Source organism: Streptomyces sp. YIM S03343, assembly GCF_054729195.1.
The window spans coordinates 3497675-3517311 of record NZ_JBPUKX010000001.1; the positions used below are offsets into that span (position 1 = coordinate 3497675).

Below are 19637 nucleotides of genomic sequence, written 5' to 3' on the forward strand. Positions count from 1 at the left end.
TCGGCGACCGACGACAACGCCGCAGATGTGCGCGCCGGCCCCCGCGTCTCCGGCATGATCCGCCGGAGAGGCCCTAAGGTCCCGCCGTCCGGCCGTGCCATGCTGACCGGGTGAACGGACCCGAGATCCATCCCGAGATCCACGTCGAATTCGCCCCCGCCCTGCATGTGTTCGTCCCGGCCGCCCGGCGCCGCGGAGCCAGTGCGGTCGCCGTGGACGGTGTCTCGACCCTCGGCCATCTCGTCGAGTCGCTCGGCGTCCCGCTGACCGAGGTGGGCTCCCTGCTCGCCGACGGCCGGGAGGTGCCGGTGAGCCGGATCCCGGCACCCGGCGAGAACGTGCGGGTTCAGGAGGTCCAGCGGCCCCAGCGGGTGCCCGGCGCCCCGCTGCGGTTCCTTCTCGACGTGCACCTCGGCACCCTGGCCCGGCGGCTGCGGCTGCTGGGGGTGGACGCGGCCTACGAGTCGACCGACATCGGCGACCCGGCCCTCGCCGCCCTCTCCGCTGCCGAGAAGCGCGTGATGCTCAGCCGCGACCGCGGGCTGCTGCGCCGCCGCGAGCTGTGGGCAGGCGGGTTCGTCTACAGCACCAAGCCGGACGACCAGCTCCGGGACGTGCTCGACCGGTTCGCGCCCGAGCTGCGTCCCTGGACCCGCTGCACCGCCTGCAACGGGCTGCTGTCGGCCGCGGGCAAGGACCAGGTGGCGCACAGGCTGGAGGACGGCACCCGGCGGTCGTACGACGTGTTCGCGCAGTGCGGCGCCTGCGGGCGGGTGTACTGGAAGGGCGCGCACCACGACCAGCTGGAGGCCATCGTGGCGCGCGCCCTCACCGAGTCCGCACAGCGCAGCTCGTAAGTCAGCTCGTAGGTCAGATCTTCCGCAGGTCGCCCTTCCCGCAGGCGATGCCGTCCCTGTTGCGGTCCAGGCCGAGCGGGTCGTCCGCGCCGTTGACCTTGAGGCGGCCGTAGTCGTTCTGCTTCAGCCAGGTGCAGCGGGCCAGGGTCGTCTTCCTGACCTGCGGCGGGAAGACGGTCGGCACGCAGACGTTGACCGAGCCGTAGTGGCGGTCGCAGCCGGAGATATAGCTGCTGACCTTCTGCGAGGTCCGCCTCTTCCCGGCCTTGGTGATCTTGCCCGTCAGATCGTCGGCGAAGGCGTGGTAGTGCGGGTCGGCCGTAGGGGCTCCCGTGGTGGCCGACGTGGCGGCGGCGGTGCCGGTGCCCGCCGACGGGCCCTGGAGGTGCACCCACTTCGCCACCGAGGGCACGCCGTTGGCGTCGACCGCGAAGAGCATGTACCAGCCGGGCGGAGCCAGGTTGGGGTTGCTCGTGACGTTGAGGTCGACGTTGTTGCCGTCCACCGACAGGGGCAGGTCGACGAAGCGCTGGTTGGGGTCGGAGGAGTGCGTGACCGCAGCCGGGCGGATCAGCTCGGCCTTGGCGATCGGCCGGTCCACCGTGATGCGCTGCGTGGTGCCGTACGTCCACTCCGGGTTGATGAGCGACGTGATGGTGGGGCGGGTGCCCTTGTAGAGGTAGGGCGGGGTGTAGATCGAGACGTTGTGGTTCCAGGTGCCGTTGCCCGGGTTGTCGCCCGTGGCCATCACGCGGCCGTCGGGCAGCAGGAACGCCGAGGAGTGGTAGCCGCGGGCCTCCGGGTCGGCGGCCACCGGGTCGAAGGTGTTGGCGTTCGGGTCGTAGATCGACGACTCGTAGACCGGGTTGGCGCGGTTGTGCAGCGCGCCGCCGGTCTCCAGGACCTTGCCGTCGGGCAGCAGCACCGCCGAGACGTACATCTTGCCCTGGCTGCCGGTCTCGGGCTGCGGCCCGTTGCCCAGGTCGACGGTGCCCTGCGGGAGCGGCGGGCCCGCGGTGTAGGCGGGGTTGGGGGCCTTGAGGTCGATCAGGTCGGTCAGCCGGTTGGCGTCCGGGTTGGAGTCGATGTTGCCGCCGCCGAGGGTGAGGACCCGCTGGTCCTGCGCCGGGGGCAGCAGCACGCTCGCCGACTGGTCACGCTGGTCCTTGTTCTGGAACCCGGAGACCGAGGTGACGGTACCCGCCCCGTAGTCGTAGATCGCGCTGCCGGTGCCCGGGATGTTGTTGCCGAAGACATGGCTGCCCGAGTAGAAGAGGCGGCCGTCCTGCATCAGGATCATCGACGGGTACAGGCCCCAGTACGACCAGGTCTGGTGGACCTGGTTCAGCGGCAGCCACTTCTGCTGGGCGTCCGACCAGTACTCGGCGGTCACCGAGCCGGTGGAGTCCTCGCGCAGCCCGCCGAAGGAGACCACATCGCCGTTGCCGAGCTCGGTCGCCGAGGGGTACCAGTGGCCGTCGTTGAGGTCGTTGGTCCTGCTGTAGGTCTCGGTCGTCGGATCGAAGATGTACGAGTCCTTGAAGCCCTCGTAGCCGTGCCCGCCGGCCACCGGATAGGCCTTGTTGCCGCTCATCACCAGCACCCGGCCGTCCTGGAGCTGGACGTGCCCCGCGCAGAACATGTCCTTCGGCGTGGGGATCACCTTGTACGTGCCGTTCACCGGGTCGTAGACCGCGGAGGTGAACGTGCCCGCGTTGAAGTTCTCCTCGCTGTTGCCGGACCCGGCGATCAGCAGCACCTTGCCGTTGTTGAGGACGACGGAGTGCATGGAGCGCACCGGGTTCTGCGTGGGCAGCACCTGCCAACTGCCGTCGGCGCACTGGGCGCTGGTGCCGGTGCAGCCCGCGGGCGGCACCACGTCGGCGACCTGTTCCATGCTGTAGTCGTCGGTGGTCGCCGACCCGGTGCCGTACACCGAGACGCCCCAGGTGATCCGGTCGGTACCGGCCGGGACCGCGGGGGTGCGGACGGAGGCCTGGGCCCAACCGGCGCTCATGTCGAGGGTCTTGAGGTCGGTCCAGTACTGCCAGCCCGCCGTGGCGTCGTGCCGGAACAGCGTGACCGCCGCGTCGGGGGTGGTCGTCTTGTACCAGAGCCCGAGGTCGTACTGCTTGCCGGGCGTCACCACCGGCGCGCACGAGGTCGACTCGGTGATCAGCGCCTTGCGGTCGCCGTCGACGCGGCGGGTCAGCGTGACCTTCATGGCCTTGCCGCCGCCGTGCGCGTCGCTCGTCGTCTCGAAGGTGAAGTCGTTGTCGCCCCAGCCCGACTTCTCCCAGCAGTACGGCATCCCGTCGGCGCCGGCCGTCTCGAAGCCCGGGTTGATGACGAGGTTGGCGGCCTGGGCGGGCTGCGGCACGCTCAGCAGCAGTCCGGCGGTCAGGGTCCCTACCCCGCCCAGCGCGGTCCTTCTGCGCCGTCTGGGTCGCTTGTCATTCATGCGGCTCTTCATGCGGCTCTCCTTGCAAAGGTGGTGCAGTCACGGCTCATTGCGCGGCCTCCGGAGCGGCCGGTTCGGCGGCCGTACCGCGGCGCGGCCCGGCAGCCGTACCGCGGCGCGGCTCGACGGCCGTACCGCGGCGCGGGAGGTAGACCAGGGCCTCCGTGCCGACGAAACGCAGGACGAACGTCGTCACCAGCGCGAGCGCGGTGGCGGGCAGCACGGCCATGCCGAAGCGGTCCACGAGCACCGCGATCAGCGGGATCCTCAGGACCAGATCGGCGTTGGCCAGCAGCGCGAACCGGCCCGCCCGGTCCCACCAGCGGCGGTGGCCGCGCCGTTCACGGAACAGCAACTGCTCGACGAGCACGAAGTTCCAGGCGACGCCCAGCTGGTTGGCGAGGATCTCGGCGGGGACGTAGTGCAGCCCGAGCCCGGTCAGCGCCCACAGCCCGGCCAGGTTGGGCACGAAGCCGCTGGCGCCGATCAGACCGAACGCCGCCATCCGGGCCGCAGGGGAGGCGGTGCGCAGGCCGAGAAGATGGCGCAGGAAGCGGAAGCCTTCCCGCGCGGTCGACTTGGACTCCCCGGCGAAACGGTCCTGGAAGACGAACGGCACCTCGGTGACGGTGCGCGGGCGGCTGCGCACGGCCAGTTCGAGCAGGATCTTGTAGCCGAGGGGCTTCAGTGCCTCGGCGGTGACGGCGCTGCGGCGGATGGCGAAGAAACCGCTCATCGGGTCGCTGATGCCGCGCAGCCGCCGTGGGAAGAGCGCCTTGGCCAGCCAGGTCGCGCCCCGTGACACGGCGATGCGGTAGCCACCGGCGAGCCCGGCGCGGCTGCCGCCCTTGATGTAGCGGGAGGCGACGACGAGACCGGCGTGCGCCCGCTCCCCCGTCGCCACCAGCTCCGGCACCAAGGAGGGCGGATGCTGGCAGTCGCCGTCCATGACGACGATCCACTCCGAGCCGGCCGCCCTCAGCCCCTCGACCACGGCCCCGCCGAGCCCGCCGACCGGCTGCTCACGGTGCAGCACGGTCACCGGGAAGGGGCAGTCCTGCGCGACCTCGCGGATCACCTCGGGGGTGTCGTCGGTGGAGTCGTCCACGAAGACCACCTCGCAGGGCAGCCGGGCGGGCACCGACTCGGTGATCTGATGCAGCAACTGCCGTACGTTCGCCGACTCGTTGAACGTCGGTACGACGATGGTGACAGCGCCGGGCTCAGCGACTTCCGCCGCCTCTACGGCCGGATCACCCAGCTCCCCGGGGACGGTGTGCTCGTAGGTCATCGGGTGCCTCCGGCCGCTGCGGTCGTCCGGACCTTGCGGATCTCGATACGGTCGTCGCCGGTGCCGAAGGTGGCGACCGGGGTGGAGTGCTGGATGGCCGCCTTGACGTTGGGCAGGTCGCGCGCGTCGCGCCGTACCGTCGGGGAGGCGACCACGTAGTCGATGTCGCGCCAGCCGTCCGGCATGGTCTTCGTCACCGCCGGGTCGAGGTCGGCCTTGTAGAACCAGATGACGCCGAGCCCCGGCCGGTACCCGTCGTGCACCAGGTCGAGCCAGAGCGCGTCATCGACGAGGACCCGGGTGTCCTCGGGGTCGTCGACGTGGGTGCCGAGCCAGGTGGACGCCGCCCGGTAGGGGGCGTTGGCGTCGGCGGTCATCGCGGTGCGGTCGCCGTCGTACCAGCGCGGTACGACGTAGGCGCCGGCGGCGAGGGCGAGGACGGCGGCGAGCGCGTACCGGCCGCCGGTGAGGTACCGGTGCTCGCCCTCGCGGCGCCGCCGGTGCAGCACGGCGTGCGCGACGGAGGCGGTGCCCCCGGCGAGGACCAGGGCGAGGAACGGCAGGGCCTGGATGATGTACATCGCGGGCAGATAGCCGCTGGGCCGCATCGCGACCAGCGCCAGGATCGCCACGGCGAGCGCGGGACCGGCGAGCGCGCGGGCGGTGACCGACCAGCGCCAGGTGGCTAGTGCCGTGGCAGGCAACGTTTGCCCGTGAAGGAGCGGCGTCCGGTGCGTGCTCTCGGCGTGCCGGCCGGAGGGCCCCGTCGACGGACCGGACGTACTTGGGTCTTCGGCCGGTGCGGCGAGAGTGCGTGCCGGGCGTCGCGACGGGGCGAACGTTGCCTGTCGCGGCACTAGCAGCAGCAGGGCGCCCGCGAGACCGCCGAGGGGCAGCACCCGGTCGTAGTACAGCCACGAGTGCAGCGCGCCCCAGGAGCCGGAGCCCGGGTCGAGGATGAAGCCGGAGCCGGGCCGGGACATCTGGTAGACGATGCCGTCCCAGAGCGAGACATGCCCGCTGCCGGGGAACAACTCGCCCTTGAGCAGGGCGAACAGCGGGTACGAGAAGCCGATCATCACGCACGCGGTGACCGCGCCGGTGAGGGCGAACTTGCGGGTGTCGCGGTGGCTGTGCCGCCACATGGTGACGAACAGGGCGGGCAGGACGACGAGCATCGTCTCCTTGGTGAGCACGCCCGCGGCGGCCGCGAGGCCGGCGGCGAAGTGGTGCCACAGATGCCGGCTGGGCGAGGCGGCGAAGGTGAACGCGAGAAGCACCCACATCACGGCGATGTTGTCGAGGAAGATCTCCCGCTGGAGCACGACGGCCAGCGGCGAGAGCCCGAACAGCGCCATGCCGAGCCCGGCGGCCCAGCGCGGCAGCGACAGCCGACGGCCCAGGACATAGACCAGAACCGCGCTCACGGCGCTGACCAGCAGCATCGCGATGCGCATGGTGCCGACGGTCATCGAGCCGGGGCTGAGCACGGAGGGGATCCAGGTGAGCAGGGCGATCTGGAGCCAGCCGAGCGGCGGGTGGTCGTACCAGTAGGTGTAGTGGGCGAGCCCGTGGCCCTGCTGGACCGCCCATGCCTGGGCGAGATAGGTGCCCTCGTCGTCGCTGAGAGTCGGGTAGGCGGTGATGTTCCAGCCCTGCACCAGCAGGATCACGACCAGCAGGGCGCCGCAGAGCAGCAGGTCGGGTCGGGAGGCGCGGAACCGCCCCGGCGGCCGTGTTCGATCAGCCGAACGGCTGTTTGGCGCAGGCTCGCGCTGCGCGGGGACCGTGGCCCTGGTCACCGCGGGAAGTGTGGAGGTCACGCGGGAACGTCCTCTCGGATCGCTTCGGTTGCGGTGAGATGCGCGCCGACGTGGGAGGTCAGCTCCCAGTCGTTGCGGCCCCGCTGCTCGCGCCACACTGCGCGGATCGCGGCACCGGCGAGGAGGACCTGGTAGAAGGGGCCGCCCACGATGAGCTTGACGTAGTGGACGAACCGGACGCGGAGCCCGTACTGCCGGCCGAAGTCGTGCAGTCCGACGACCTCGAACACGAAGGTGACCGCGGCGGTGACCAGCGGCAGGAAGGTGAGGAAGGCGATCCCCACGGGCACGTCGAGGAAGAGCGCGACCGCCGCGTTGAGCGGGATGACGACGCCGGAGAACGCCTGGAGGAACGGCGTCATGAGGGTGTAGCGGGCCAGCAGCCGCTGCCCGAAGCCGGGCAGCTGCTTCCAGTCCTTCTTCCGGTAGACCTGGAGAAAGCCCTGGTTCCAGCGGGTCCGCTGCTTCAGCAGCGACATCAGCGAGCCCGGGGTCTCCTCCCGGGTCACCATGTCGGAGTCGTAGGCGACGACGACCTTCTTGCCGACGCTGGACAGCCGCACGCCCAGATCGCAGTCCTCGGCGAGGCAGTCCGGATCCCAGCCGTCGGCTTCCCTGAGCACGTCCGTGCGGACGAACACCGTGTTGCCGCCGAGCGGGATGAACCCCTTCTGCGCATGCAGGTGCAGCCGGGAGCGGAACCAGAAGAAGTACTCCAGGCAGTTGCGCAGGCTGTACCAGCTGGAGTGGAAGTTGATGAGCTGCACCCCGCCCTGCACCACGTCCGCGCCGGTGGTGCGGAAGGCGTGGTCGACATGGGCGAGCAGCTCCGGATGGACCTGGTCCTCCGCGTCGAAGACCCCGACGACCTGGCCGCGGCAGTGCGGCAGGGCCGTGTTCATGGCCTTCGGCTTGTTCTTCTTCTCATGGGTGTCGACGACGACGCGCACCCGCGGGTCACGCCCGGCCGCGTGCTCGGCGACCGCGGCGGTCTCCGGGTCGTCGTGGCCGACGATGACGATGATCTCGAAGTCGGTGTGTGTGGACTCCAGCAGCCGCTGGATGGTGTGGTCGAGCACCGCCTGTTCATGGCGGGCGGGCAGCAGCAGTGAGAAGGAGACGTGTTCGTCCCCTTCCGGTCTGCTGAACCGGGTGGAGGCCAGCACCTCGGGCGTGCGCCACGCGTGCATCTGCCACCACAGGGTGAAGGCCGCCATCCAGAACAGGGCAACCGAAACGGAAGCGATGAAGACAGACGTCAGCAAACAGATCCCCCCAGATCCCAATCCCCCGGACACGACGGATATGGCAGGACGTCGCGCCAGATGGAGAGACTATGGGCGATCTGTGAAGCGCGCAGGCGTTTTCAGTGAAGAGCGTGTTTCATCACGATGGAACTCCTCGTCGCCTCTTGTGACCTCTGTTCATATTTGAACCGTGTTGGGCATATGCCACATGCGGCGATTCAGCCGTCGAGCCTGGTCCGCAGCGCTTCCGGGTCGGTCGTCGGGGCGTCACAGGTGAAGTTACGGCAGATGTACGCGGCCGGTTCACCGTCGACGAGCGGACGATGGGCGAGCAGCGGGAACTCGTCGCTGTCCGGCGTTCCCACGGCCACGACGGCGCCGGGGGCGGTGCCGAGCAGTGCCGTGCGGTGCAGAAGCCGGGTGGCCTCGTCGTCCAGAGCCGGGCCCACGACGGCGATCTCGCGCGGCCCGTCGAGCAGCGCCTCCGCCGCGGCGAGCCCCCACCCGATGAACCGCGGCACCTTCGGCCCGAGTGCCCCGACCACGCCCAACGCCTTCTCGGCGGCGGTGCGATGGGGCTCGGAGCCGGTGTGCGCGGCATAGCTGAGCAGGGCGCCCGCGGCGGCGGTCCAGCCGGAGGGGGCGGCGTTGTCGGTGGGGTCCTGCGGCCGCCGGATCAGCTGCTCCGCATCGGCCGCGGTGTCGTACAGCTCGCCGGAAGCAGGGTCGGCGAACCGTACGAGGACATGGTCGAGGAGCAGCCCGGCGAACTCCAGCCAGACGCCCTCGCCGGTGACGGAGGCCAGCGCGAGGAAGCCCTCCGCGACATCGGCGTAGTCCTCCAGCACCCCGGCGTTCGCACCGGCCCGGCCGTCCTTGCTGGTGCGGGCGAGGTGCGCGTGGTCGTCGAGGTGCAGCCGTACGAGGAGATCGGCGGCGCCGGTCGCGGCGTCGACGAGATCGGGGCGGCCGAAGAGGGCGCCGGTCTCGGCGAGAGCGGCGATCGCGAGCCCGTTCCAGGCGGCGACGACCTTGTCGTCCCGGCCGGGCGCGGGACGCTGCAGGCGGGCGGCCATCAGCCCGGCCCGGATGCGCTCGATCGCCGCTGCATCGAACAACTCATCCTCCTGCTGGGGGAGTTGCAGCACGGAGGCACCGTGCTCGAAGGTCCCCTCCTCGGTCACCCCGAAGTACCGTGCGGCGAGGGCCGCGTCACTCTCCCCGAGCACGTCACGAAGCTCTGCGGGTGTCCAGACGTAGTAGGCACCCTCGACGTGCGCGCCGGTCCCGTCGTCACTGTCGGCGTCCAGCGCGGACGCGAACCCACCCTCGGAAGTACGCAGTTCACGCACGATGAAGTCGGCGGTCTCCAGGGCGACCCGGCGGGCGAGCTCGGATCCGGTGGCCCGCCAGAGGTGGGCGTAGACGCGGCAGAGCAGCGCATTGTCGTAGAGCATCCGCTCGAAGTGCGGCACGACCCAGAGTCGATCGACGGAGTAGCGGGCGAACCCACCGCCGAGCTGGTCGTACATACCGCCGCGGGCCATGCGCTCACAGGTGTCGGCGGCCATCTGGAGGGCCCCCTCGGAACCGGTGCGGGCATGATGCCTGAGCAGGAACTCGATCACCATGGAGGGCGGGAACTTCGGCGCCCCGCCGAAACCGCCGTGCTGCGCGTCGTACTCCCGGGTGAGCCCGAGCAGCGCCTGCGCCTGTTCCGGTCCGCCGGGGGCCTTGGCGCCGCCGAAGTCGATCTCCCGCTGGGCGAGATCCTGCACGATCGTCCGGGCGACCTCGGCGACCTCGTCGTGCCGCTCGCTCCAGGCGTGGCGGACACCCTCCAGCACCTGGCGGAAGGAGGGCATGCCGGGGCGGGGGGAGGGCGGGAAGTAGGTGCCGAAGTAGAAGGGCTCGGCGCCGGGCGTGAGGAACACCGTCATGGGCCAGCCGCCCTGCCCGGTGGCGGCCTGCACGGCCTCCATGTAGACGGCGTCGACATCGGGACGTTCCTCGCGGTCGACCTTGACGCTGACGAAGTGCTCGTTGAGGAAGGCGGCGGTGTCCTGGTCCTCGAAGGACTCGTGAGCCATGACATGACACCAGTGACAGCTCGAATACCCCACACTGAGCAGCACCGGCCTACCACTCCGGCGCGCCTCCTCGAACGCCTCCTCCGACCAGGGCCACCAGTCGACGGGGTTGTCCGCGTGCTGGAGGAGGTACGGGGACGTGGCCTGCGCGAGTCGGTTGGGCATACCCCCATCCTTGCGCACCCGCCTCCGCCCCGCCCATGCGCCACCGGGGCAGCACGCGAACGGGGCGGGGGACGGCGGGCGGGGAGGGGCGGGCCGCGGCGGGCGTTCTGCCGGGCCCCACTCCGCCCTCTCCCCACTGCGGCCGGGACGCAGGACACTCGATCGAGTTCCTCGATCGGTTTCCTCGATCGATGGCCGTATCAGGGTTCCCATTGGCAATGATGACTCGACCGTCATCCTCGCCCTTGGGGTCGAATCCCAAGAGATAGGCCTCAGGCAATCCCTTTTGACCGGTCCTGTCAAACCGGTCCTGAATGGCGTCGACTCCCTTCAAGACTTTCTGCAGGGCGGCCGTTCGGTCGCCGTACTTCGAGTTCCATGAGATCCACTCGTCCGTGTAGACCTCGACCGGCCCCCTGGCTGTGGTGATCCATGTGTATTTGCTGGTGGGCTCAGGGGGGAGCGCGTCGAGGTCGAGCTGGTACTGCGCGCGCGTCTCATCGAGCACCGTACGGTTGGCCTCATCCCGCACTTCCGCGGGCAGCCCGTTCATCCGTCCGACATCCTTCGGATGCAGGGCAAGGTAAGCCTCGCGCTGTTCCGGGGTGAGTCCCTTCCACCACTCGGCGTTGGCCTTCGGATCGCCGTCCTTCGGTGGCGGCGCGATGCTGTCCAGGTAGTGCTCAGCGGCCTTGGATACGCCGCTCGTGTCCGACCCGGCGTCGGTCCGGTCACGGTTGGACACGGTGAGGTCATCGTCGGCCTTCAGCGCCCGGAGCTTCGGCTCCCATTTGCTGTCCGCTTCCGTCGCTTCATTCAAAGCGGCGGCGATACGGTCCGCGATGGCCAGGGCCTCAGCATGATGGGGATTGGGGTCGAGGTTCGCCGACTGGCGCTCCACTGCCTGAGCTGTCGGATCGGTCGCGCCGCTGACCGATCCGCCCTTGGGCGGCTCCTCAACGCCGTTGGCGGGCTGCCCCTCGGGGTAGGTAACACTGCCGTCGGGATTGACCGTGAACTTCCGGGCCGCCGCATCGTCCAGCGCCGACAGCAGTTTCTTTCGGACGGAATCCATGTCGTAGGCGAAACCGTTGAGCGCCACGCTCGCCAAGCTGCACTCGGTCTGCGTGTAGTGGAAGTTGGCGGAGAGCTTTTTCAACTCCCTGATCGCGGCCGTCAGCGCCTGGCCCTTGAGGGACTCGTTCATCCCGGCAACGATGACGTTGTCGATCTCGTCCTTTGCCGCACCGGCCATGTCGCTGGTCGCGCGATACCCGTCAGCCGCTTGCTCGAACTCCGACGGCTTGAGGTTCTTGAGTGTGGCGAGGTCCATGGTTTGTTCGTCACCGTCCCGAACGGTGACCGCCGAGGGCGGGCGTATCGGCATACTTGAGATCGACGTTGCCGAAGGCGGCCCGGACACCTTCATCCGTGAGGAGCAGGTCATGCCCGACCTGCTCAAGAACCTCTTTGACGCCGCCGCAACGCTCGTTGACGGACTTCACGTAACGAGCCCATGATCTGTACACCTCTTGCTGGGCGCCGGCGGTCAGGCATCCCGCGTCGTCGCCAAGGCCCTTCTGCCCGTCCGACAGCTTGGTCAGGGCCTTGCTGATCTCATCCCGCAGTCCGCCGACGCCCTCACCCGCTTTGTTCCAGGCGGCCTTGGTGGACTTGAGTCCTTCCGCCACGCTGCTCGTGGCATTACCGCCCCCGGGTCGCCAAGCTGCTCAAGGTGTACCCTCTCCGGGCCACCACGCGCAGCGGCGTCGGTTTTGAGCTGCTCCCACTCGTCCCATGCCATGCGCGTTTCCCTCCCCGTAACCCGGTCTCCTACCGGAAAGCTCCTCGGCCCAGCCCTCGGTCCCTATTCCCATTGCTGTCGCACACGCTACGAGTTGCTGGCTATGCGTTGCCTCCGTGCGATCACTCAAATCCGGGCCTGAGTATCTGTACCCAGACCCGCAGCGCGGGCAGGGCACACGCGGGCCGGATACGGGTGTGGCTCATTACGATCGGCGCTCATCCTGAGGGTTCGTGCTGGTCGGGCGGTACGACGGCGGCGGCCCGTCTGGTGCCTGCGGGTGGGTGACCTGTCCGAGTCCGACCGCGCGCTTGCGGCGCCGCAGCACGGCGAAAGCGGCCGCAGCACCGACGACAACCACGGCCCCGGCCCCCGCGGCCACCCAGGTCGTGGTGCTCGACGAGGAACTGTCCTTGGCCGCGGCGGTCTGGTGGTCCTTGCTGCCACCGACTCCGGTGGAGGGCGACGACGGCGCCGTGGACGCCTTCAATGGGAAGTCGGGCAGCGGATACTGGTTGGCCGGACCCGGATTGCCGGGGTTGGTCAGGGCGATGCGGGGGCGGACGATGCCGTACCCGATTGCGTCGGTGCGCTTGGAGCCGTCGACCGGGCCGCCGATGGTGTTCAGCATGACGCGCAGGACCTGGTTGTTCGTCCAGTTCGGGTGCGCCGACCAGATCAGCGCGGCACTCGCGGACGCCAGCGCGGTGGCGTCGCTGGTGCCGTGCGACGTGCACAGTCCCGTCTTGCCGCCGCAGGCTTCGACCATGTCCTCACCGGGGGCAGCCATATCGACTTGCGGCCCGTACGCAGACTCCGCCGTCCTCTTGAGGTCCTTTCCGACCGCCGCGACCCCAACGACGCCCGGAGTCGCCGCCGGGTACATGACCGGGTTGCCCTTATCCCCGTCGTTTCCGACACCGGCGAAGACCAGCGCTCCCTTGTCGAGCGCGTACTTCACCGCGTCGGTCAGCTGCGCGCCGCCGAGGGTGGATGCCTGGGAAACGTTGATGACCTTCGCACCGTGATCGGTGGCATAGCGGATCGCTGTCGCCATCGCCTTGGCAAAGGTCTCGTCCGCCGCGGCCGGATCGAGCTTCTCGACGCGCGGAAGGCGAACAGGGAGGATCTTTGTGCCGGGCGCGAGGCCGAACGCTCCTCGTCCGTCGGCGCGGGCTCCAGTGCCTGCAATAAAGCCGGCCATGCTGGTGCCGTGGCCGTCGTAGTCGGTGTGCTCGTCGCCGCGCTCGGTGGTGGCCATGTCCTTGCCGGGCAGGATCCTGCCCGCCAGGTCGGGGTGGTCGGCGTTGACTCCGGTGTCGAGGACCGCGACGGTGACGCCCTTGCCCGTGCTGGTCTGCCACATCTGCTCGGCCTTCATGGCGTCCAGGAACCACTGCTGGTCGCGGACCGACTCGGCGTGGGCGGGCGCGGCTGCCACGCCCGCCAGCAGCATTCCTGCAGCAACGGAGAGTACGGCTCGGCGCGCGTGCGATCGGTGACGTCTGCTGAACATGCGAGGTCGGTCCGTATTCTGCGAGGGGTCAGTCGACGGTAGGGGGCACGGTACGCCGTCGGTCCGACGGCCACGTCTCCTCGTCCTCGGTGACGAAGCCTGGACGTTCCCCAACGTGCTCCTCCTTGCGGCGCCTCGGCGGGGACGACGTCGGGGCGCCTCCGGTGCCCGTGCGGGCTTTGCCGCCGCGCCGGGCCGATGCGGAGCCGCCCGCGATCCCGTCACTGGAGAGAGCGGCCCTTCCCGGAACGGCACGTTCTCCCGCCACGGTTCGGGCGGCACGCTGCGGGGGCGGAGCGCCGATGACTCCCCGGCTCGGTACCGACGCGCGCTGTCCCGCCGGAGTCTGCCCACGCCCCGTAGCCGACCGCCCGACACCCGGCTCGCAGGCAGGACCAGATCTGCCACCGGCCTGTGGCCCAGGCAGAGCCCGGCCACCAGGCTGCGCGCCAGGCACGGTCCGCCCGCCAGGCTGGGTCCCGGACACGGTCCGGCCACCAGGTCCACGCCCGTCCTCCGGCTCGCCGCCAACGACAGTGCCGCGGTACGGCGTTGCCCTGCCCACCTGCGGCTGCGAGGGGCGACCGCCATAGATCCCGCCGGAACCATCAGGGTTGCGCCCGTACGGCGTCGATGCCGAAGTGCGTCCGGCAACGGGGGCTGTTCGGCCCTCGCTGAATCCAGGCGTACCGGTCAGCGGTCGGCCGGTTCCCTGTCCGAGTGGCCGTGCCGTGCCCACCGTCCGGCCCTGGCCCGCATTGGCCGAAGGCCCGGCAGGCAGCCGCGCCCCGGGGCCGATGCCTGTACGTCCCCTGGTCCCACTGGTCAGGGGCGGCACGGGAACGGTCGGCGTGCTGGGGCCGCTGGACACCGGCCCGTGGCCGGGCGGCGTGGCGCCCGTGGATGGGACGGGCGTACGCGTGTCAGGCAGCGTCGCGACAGAGTCGATGTCCGTATGCGGGACACTGACGGGCTCCACACGCTGCGCGCGGCCTGTCGATGCCTCGCCACCGTGGCCCGTCGCCGTGCTCTGCGGCGTGTGGACCGTCTTGCCTGAGGACGCGGTCCCAGTGTGTCCCGTGGAAACTGCACCGGATACTGCGCCGGAGGATGCCGAGCCGGTGGTGGAGCCCGGCAATGCCTTGTTTCTCTCGGAGCTGACGTTCTTGGAGTCTTTCGGCACGATCGCGTCAGGCGGCGGCGGAACCTTCGGCGGCGTCAACGCCGTCAGCCGCTCCGCCGACTGATCGTAGGCCTGCCCCAGCTTCGTCATCTCGTCGGCTGCCTGCTGACGCACCGCTTCCTTCTGCGCGGTCGCCCTCGCCAGGGCCTTCGCCGCATCCGGGTCGTTCGGTGTGGCCTTCGCCGCGTCGATGTCGGCCTGCGCGCCGCCGTCGTCACGCGGGATCGACGACTTCGTACGGGCAATCGCATCCGCGACGTGGGAGAGGAAGTTGCCGGAATCGGTGCTGTAGTCGGCGATCCGCAGCGTGGCGTTGGCCAGGTCGCCGCCCCAGGCGCGGAAGGAGTCGGCGCCCTGGCCCTTCCACTCCACGTACTGGGGGCGGGTCTTGAGCTCGGTGGCGATCTTCTCGATCTCCCTGGCCGCCGCGAGGAGCTTGTCGGCGCCCGCCTGCACGATGGAGGGGTTGGCCTTGTCGAGCCAGGCCAGCATCTCCTCGTGGGACATGTCGGCAAACGGATCGTCGCCCATCTCAGATCCCTCCCGCGGTCTCGCCGCCCGAGGCCTCCGCCGTCGGCGCGCCGGCCTGCCCGTCGTGTCCGGCGCCCGGCTGCTGCTTGGGCAGATGGGGTGCGTACTTGCCGCCGAAGCTCTTCGTCGTCTCCGACGTGATCGCGTGCAACCGGTCGCGGACGTCGGCATCCACGTTCTCGTAGCCCTTGTGCGAGGCGAGCACCGCCAACCCCATGCCCTCGATCGAGTCGGACAGCAGCTTGGACAGCTTCTTCAGCTCCCCGATCACCTTCTCGTGCGCGGTACTGAGAGCATCGGCCGAACCCCACGCTCCCTCGCCGCCGCCGAAGTGTCCGCGGTCGGGCTGGTCCATGCCCACCTGGTGGGTGCTCGCCGGTGACTCCTCAAGGTCCCGGATGAGTGCGTCGATGCGTTGCTGGAACTTCGTGAACGACGTCAGCTCCGTCATCACGTCCGCAGCGGCGTCCTTCGCTGCGTCGAAGATGCCGGACGCCCAGGATGACGTACCCCCGCGGTCCGAAGCCGCGCTTGATGACACCAAGACCTCCCCGTGATTGCTGCCGTGGCAGGTCCGCCGCTGAGGTGGTGGGCGCGAACGGAAGTGTCTCGACCGAAGTGACGGTAGTGGCTGGAGATCGAGAAGGCCTGAGTAGCTGTACTCAGTCGATCAGAACTGGCGTGGATTCATGGTGCGGTGAGGATGTTCTGCCTGGTCACCCGTCCTTGCCTCGGAGGCTGCGGGCCTCTTCCGGCCAAGTTGCGCGAGCGGGGTACAAGTCGTGTACGACGTTGATCCCCATGCCGCAGTTGAGTACGCCGGCCGATGCGGTCGCGGCCTGCAGGTTCGTAGCGTCACGGGCATGAAGAGCTTCGGCAGCCACTACGACCAAGACCTTCCCGAGCTGGCCGACGAGCGCAGCGTGCTCGGCCGGTCGCTGGTCGACTGGTTCAACCGCATCGCCGGTGCACTGCTCGTCCTGGGTCTCGGCTGGGTGTCGTCGGCGCTTGTCCCCTTGCTTGCCGTCGCGTGCGACACGTGCCAGGACGGGATCCGCAATCCGCGCTTCAGCCTGGTGATGATGGCGCTCGCTTATTACGCGGTGCCCGCTGCGGCGCTCGCGACGGCTGTGGGCATCCTGCTGCCGCGTCTCAGCGCTCGGGTGGTGTGGATCAGCGGTGGGGTGCTCGGGGTGCTGCTGGTCGCGGTTTTCGTTCTGGGGCAGATCCCTGCGTAAGTCTTCATCCCTTCAACAACCCTTCAACGATTGGCCGTCCGCCAGGACGACCCGGAACCCGGCTACACCCGATCCCCCTTCCCTCCCCCCACTCCGCCCTCTCCCCACGGCGGCCCGGGCGCAGGACACTCGATCGAGTTCCTCGATCGGTTTCCTCGGTCGGGGGACTCGATCGAGGAAACCGTCGCTGCCGGAGGGGGACATGAGTATGCGGGACGGCCATCGGATGGAGGCCGAGCGGCTGATCGGGCGGGCCGTGGAGGAGGAGGTGCGGAGATCGGGCGGGAAACTCGACGGACAGGCGCTGGCCGCGCGGGCGCGCGGGGCGCTGGACGCGATGGCGCAGACGGCCGCGGAGGAGTACGAGGCTTATACGCGCGCGCTCGACGAGGCCTCCGCAGGGCAGGTGACGTTCGGGCAGCGCTACGCCCGTGAGGGCGCCGGAACTCCCCTGCTGGTGGCCGCGGTCGCCGCCGTGGCGGCCGTGGTGTCCGACCTGGCGTTCGGCACCGGCGCGGGCACCGCGCTGGGCGCGGGCGCGGCCGTAGGAGTCGTCGGCGCCGCGGCCACCGTCGTGAAGGTCGCCGGGGCGCATCTGCCCGCCGCCCACCACCGCGCCGGTGCGGCAGGCCAGCCCGGCGGCCCGGAGGCGCTGCGGCTGACGTGGCTGACGGCGCTGGAGGTGCGCGGCATCCGCCCGTTCCTCGACCAGCAGCGCGTGCTGAACGCCTCCACCGGCCCGAAGACCCGCACGGGACCCCAGCTGCGCGGCTCCGACAAGAGCGCCGCGGCCCGCAGACGCACCGCGCTGGAGCAGTCGTTCGGCCAGCTCCCCGACCCCGAGGAGCCGCTGGCCGGGCGGCGGACGGAGCTGGCGCGGCTGCGGCAGTGGGTGCAGTCGGCCCGCGCCCACACCGAGACCCGCCCCACCGTCGTCGTCCTGCACGGTGAACCCGGCTCCGGCCGTACCGCGCTCGCCGTGCGGGCCGCGCACGACCTCAAGGACTACTTCCGCGGCGCCTGCCTCGTCGATCTGCGCGGCGGCAGCCCCGAGGAAGCACCGCTCACCACCCGCGACGCGCTGCTCCACCTCCTCAACCGGCTCGGCGCACCCCGCGAGCAGCTCCTGTTCCGCGAGCGCTCCTCCCCCGACCAGCAGGTCAGACGCCTCGGCGAGCTCTACCAGCAGCATCTGGCGAACCTGCCCGTCACCATCGTCCTGGACGACGCCTCCGACCCCGCGCAGGTCCGCGCCCTCGTCCCGGAGCACTCCGACAGCCTGGTCCTGGTCACCGCCCGCACCCCGCTCGACCTGCCCGCCGATCTGACTGCGTGGGTGCACCGGCTGCCCGTCGAGGCACTGGACGCGGCCGGTGCGGAGGAGCTCCTGGACGCGTCCGCACAGGACCGCTCCCACCCCTACGACGCCGAATCCGCCGACCGGATCCGGGAGTTGTGCGGCGGGCTGCCGCTGGCGCTGCGTATCACCGGCTCGGCCCTCGGCCCGCGCCCGGCACGGCAGCTCGCCGCGGACCTCGACGCCTACGGCCCGGTGGGCCCCGTCGAGCGGGCCCTGTGGCTGCGCTACACCGACCGGTCCGACACCGAGCGGCGGCTGCTGCGCCGTCTCGCGCTGGCCGGACGCGCCTCGCTGGGCGCCGCCGCGGCCGCCGCGCTGCTCGGCACCGACGAACGGGAGGCGACCCGGCTACTGGCCGCCCTCGCCGACGGCGGTCTGCTCGACCACGTCCGGGGCAGCCGCTACCGCCTCCACGATCTGGTCCGCGCCTTCGCCCACGCACGGCTGCTGGACGAGGAGGAGCCCGCCGAGCGCACCGCCGCGCAGGAACGTCTCATCGTGAACTACGCCGAGCTCGCCGACTCGGTGCTGCGCCTGGTCGACGGCAACATGTCGACCCGCTCCGACCGCTTCGGCCCGCACGGCTTCACTTCCCTCGACGAGGCGCTGCGCTGGCTGGACGACGAGTCCAGCTTCATCACCGCCGCCCTGCGGCACGCCGAGGGCGTCGACCAGCAGGCCGTGCTCAATCTGCTCGGCGCGCTGTGCGACTACTGCCTGCTGCGCGGCGACCTCTACCGCCTCGGCGAGATCAGCGACCTCGCCCAGGCCGTCGACCAGGGCCTGCTCATCCGCTCGGTGCAGTGGCGCACCGGCATCGCGGCCCGCCAGCTCGGCGAGTTGGACAAGGCCCGCACCACCCTGACCTCCGTCGTCGACCTCTACCAGCAGGCCCACCACGACGCCGGCGCGGCCCGCGCCCTGTGCTCCCTGGGCATCACCCTGCACCACCAGGGCAACCTCACCGAGGCCGCGGCCCGCCTCCAGGAGGCTCTGGACCTCCAGGCGGCGCCCGAACTCGCCACCGACCGCGCCTGGACCATGCACGCCCTCGCCGCCGTCGAACGCGACCGCTCCCGGCTCGCCGAGGCCCTCGACCTGCTCACCCGCTCCCTGGTGCTGCACCGCCGGGGCGAGTCCGTGCACGGCGAGGCCTGGGCCCACTTCCAGCTCGGCCAGCTACGGCTGCGCATGGGCGAGGTCCCGCGCGCCGAGGCGGAGCTGAGCACCGCCCTCGATCTGTACGGCCGCACCCGCGACGCCCGCGGCGAGGCATGGGCGCTGACCCAGCTCTCCCGCGCCCGGCTGGTGGACGAGGACGCGTCCACCGCGGTGGACGGACTGCGCCGCGCCGCCGCCCGGCACCATGACAACGAGGACGCCCGCGGCGAGGCCTGGACCGTCTACTACCTCGGCCAGGCCCTGGAAGAGACCGGCGACCTGGACCGCGCCGTCCGCGAGCTGGAACGCTCCCGGCAGATGTTCTCCCGGATACGCGACGTCTACGGCCTCGCCTGCGCCCGGCACCATTCGGCCCGCGCCACCCGCGACCAGCGCGCCGCCCAGACCGGCTCGCTGCGCAACTCCGGCTTCGCCCGCCAGCTCCTCGTCGACGCCCGCGCCGACTTCCAGCGCATCGGCGTCGCCCACGGCGAGGCCTGGACCTGCCTGGAGCTGGCCGTCGTCGACGCGGGCAACGCCCGCACCCAGCAGGCGCTGGCCCTGTGCGACACGGCGCTGACCCTGTTCACCTCGTACGGCGACCTGCGCGGCGAGGACTGGGCACGCTTTCTGCGCTGCACGCTGCTGCCGTACGCGGCGCCGGGCGGCGTCGAGGTCGGCACAGCGGTCGCCCAGCAGGAGCTGACCCAGCTCGCCTCGGCCCGCCACGCCCTGCGCGACGAGAAACTCGACGAGTACACCGAGGCCTACCAACTGCTCCTGGAACGCGGCGTGAACCTGGAAACAGGGTGGCAGGCATGGCGCCTGGGCATGGTCCCGAGCCGTCACGCACGGGAGGTGATGGGCGTACCGGTTCCGGAACGGTACTGAGCCGGGGCGGCAAGGTCCG

General features: G+C 70.6%; 13 protein-coding genes. 3 read left to right on the forward strand and 10 right to left on the reverse strand.

Translation table 11 applies throughout. The annotated features are described in order from the left end of the window. Window positions 1-110 precede the first annotated feature (110 nt). On the forward strand, window positions 111-857 hold the full coding sequence (locus ACSYGN_RS14800) for a Mut7-C RNAse domain-containing protein (protein WP_460395719.1): 747 nt from the start codon (window positions 111-113) through the stop codon (window positions 855-857). 13 nt (window positions 858-870) lie between these two features. Here the strand turns inward: ACSYGN_RS14800 and ACSYGN_RS14805 are convergent, their stop codons facing one another. The 10 genes from ACSYGN_RS14805 to ACSYGN_RS14850 form a co-directional block, all read right to left on the reverse strand. Continuing rightward, window positions 871-3330, reverse strand: coding sequence for a galactose oxidase-like domain-containing protein (locus tag ACSYGN_RS14805; protein WP_460395721.1), 2460 nt, complete (start codon window positions 3328-3330; stop codon window positions 871-873). 34 nt (window positions 3331-3364) lie between these two features. Continuing rightward, window positions 3365-4609 carry a glycosyltransferase gene (locus ACSYGN_RS14810; protein WP_460395723.1) on the reverse strand — a complete coding sequence of 415 codons (1245 nt, stop codon included), beginning with the start codon at window positions 4607-4609 and terminating at the stop codon, window positions 3365-3367. Further along, window positions 4606-6432, reverse strand: coding sequence for an ArnT family glycosyltransferase (locus ACSYGN_RS14815; RefSeq protein WP_460395725.1), 1827 nt, complete (start codon window positions 6430-6432; stop codon window positions 4606-4608). Before ACSYGN_RS14815 ends, ACSYGN_RS14810 begins: the two co-directional genes overlap by 4 nt. Next, entirely contained in the window at window positions 6429-7697 is a 1269-nt protein-coding gene (locus tag ACSYGN_RS14820; RefSeq protein WP_460395727.1) for a glycosyltransferase, read from the reverse strand. The genes ACSYGN_RS14815 and ACSYGN_RS14820 overlap by 4 nt, the downstream gene beginning before the upstream one ends. 200 nt (window positions 7698-7897) lie before the next feature. Continuing rightward, window positions 7898-9934, reverse strand: coding sequence for a thioredoxin domain-containing protein (locus ACSYGN_RS14825; RefSeq protein WP_460395729.1), 2037 nt, complete (start codon window positions 9932-9934; stop codon window positions 7898-7900). Beyond that, window positions 9819-11267, reverse strand: coding sequence for a hypothetical protein (locus ACSYGN_RS14830; RefSeq protein WP_460395731.1), 1449 nt, complete (start codon window positions 11265-11267; stop codon window positions 9819-9821). The genes ACSYGN_RS14825 and ACSYGN_RS14830 overlap by 116 nt, the downstream gene beginning before the upstream one ends. Before the next feature lie 10 nt (window positions 11268-11277). Then, window positions 11278-11625 (reverse strand): hypothetical protein, encoded by a 348-nt coding sequence (locus ACSYGN_RS14835; RefSeq protein WP_460395733.1) that lies wholly within the window; start codon window positions 11623-11625, stop codon window positions 11278-11280. Window positions 11626-11943: 318 nt separating this feature from the next. Further along, window positions 11944-13179: a type VII secretion-associated serine protease mycosin gene (mycP, locus tag ACSYGN_RS14840; protein WP_460395735.1), complete on the reverse strand. Its 1236-nt coding sequence runs from the start codon at window positions 13177-13179 to the stop codon at window positions 11944-11946. Between the two features lie 103 nt (window positions 13180-13282). Then, the gene (locus tag ACSYGN_RS14845) at window positions 13283-14968 is read right to left on the reverse strand and encodes a WXG100 family type VII secretion target (protein WP_460395737.1); all 1686 of its coding nucleotides are present in this window, start codon (window positions 14966-14968) and stop codon (window positions 13283-13285) included. Window position 14969: 1 nt separating this feature from the next. After that, window positions 14970-15509: a hypothetical protein gene (locus ACSYGN_RS14850; protein WP_460395739.1), complete on the reverse strand. Its 540-nt coding sequence runs from the start codon at window positions 15507-15509 to the stop codon at window positions 14970-14972. Window positions 15510-15831: 322 nt separating this feature from the next. On the opposite strand from ACSYGN_RS14850, the gene ACSYGN_RS14855 reads away from it, so the two are divergent. Next, complete coding sequence (locus ACSYGN_RS14855) at window positions 15832-16206, forward strand: hypothetical protein (RefSeq protein ID WP_460395741.1); 375 nt, start codon at window positions 15832-15834, stop codon at window positions 16204-16206. A gap of 208 nt (window positions 16207-16414) precedes the next feature. Beyond that, a complete protein-coding gene (locus ACSYGN_RS14860; protein WP_460403462.1) occupies window positions 16415-19618 on the forward strand; it encodes a tetratricopeptide repeat protein in 3204 nt (1067 codons plus the stop codon). The last annotated feature ends 19 nt before the right edge of the window (window positions 19619-19637 follow it).

What these genes read in the sequence shown, in the direction of transcription:
- ACSYGN_RS14805 (WP_460395721.1), bottom strand. Translation starts at nt 3,330, where the DNA reads ATGAAGAGCCGCATGAATGACAAGCGACCCAGACGGCGCAGAAGGACC.
- ACSYGN_RS14810 (WP_460395723.1), bottom strand. Translation starts at nt 4,609, where the DNA reads ATGACCTACGAGCACACCGTCCCCGGGGAGCTGGGTGATCCGGCCGTA.
- ACSYGN_RS14825 (WP_460395729.1), bottom strand. Translation starts at nt 9,934, where the DNA reads ATGCCCAACCGACTCGCGCAGGCCACGTCCCCGTACCTCCTCCAGCAC.
- ACSYGN_RS14830 (WP_460395731.1), bottom strand. Translation starts at nt 11,267, where the DNA reads ATGGACCTCGCCACACTCAAGAACCTCAAGCCGTCGGAGTTCGAGCAA.
- ACSYGN_RS14845 (WP_460395737.1), bottom strand. Translation starts at nt 14,968, where the DNA reads ATGGGCGACGATCCGTTTGCCGACATGTCCCACGAGGAGATGCTGGCC.
- ACSYGN_RS14855 (WP_460395741.1), top strand. Translation starts at nt 15,832, where the DNA reads ATGAAGAGCTTCGGCAGCCACTACGACCAAGACCTTCCCGAGCTGGCC.
- ACSYGN_RS14860 (WP_460403462.1), top strand. Translation starts at nt 16,415, where the DNA reads ATGCGGGACGGCCATCGGATGGAGGCCGAGCGGCTGATCGGGCGGGCC.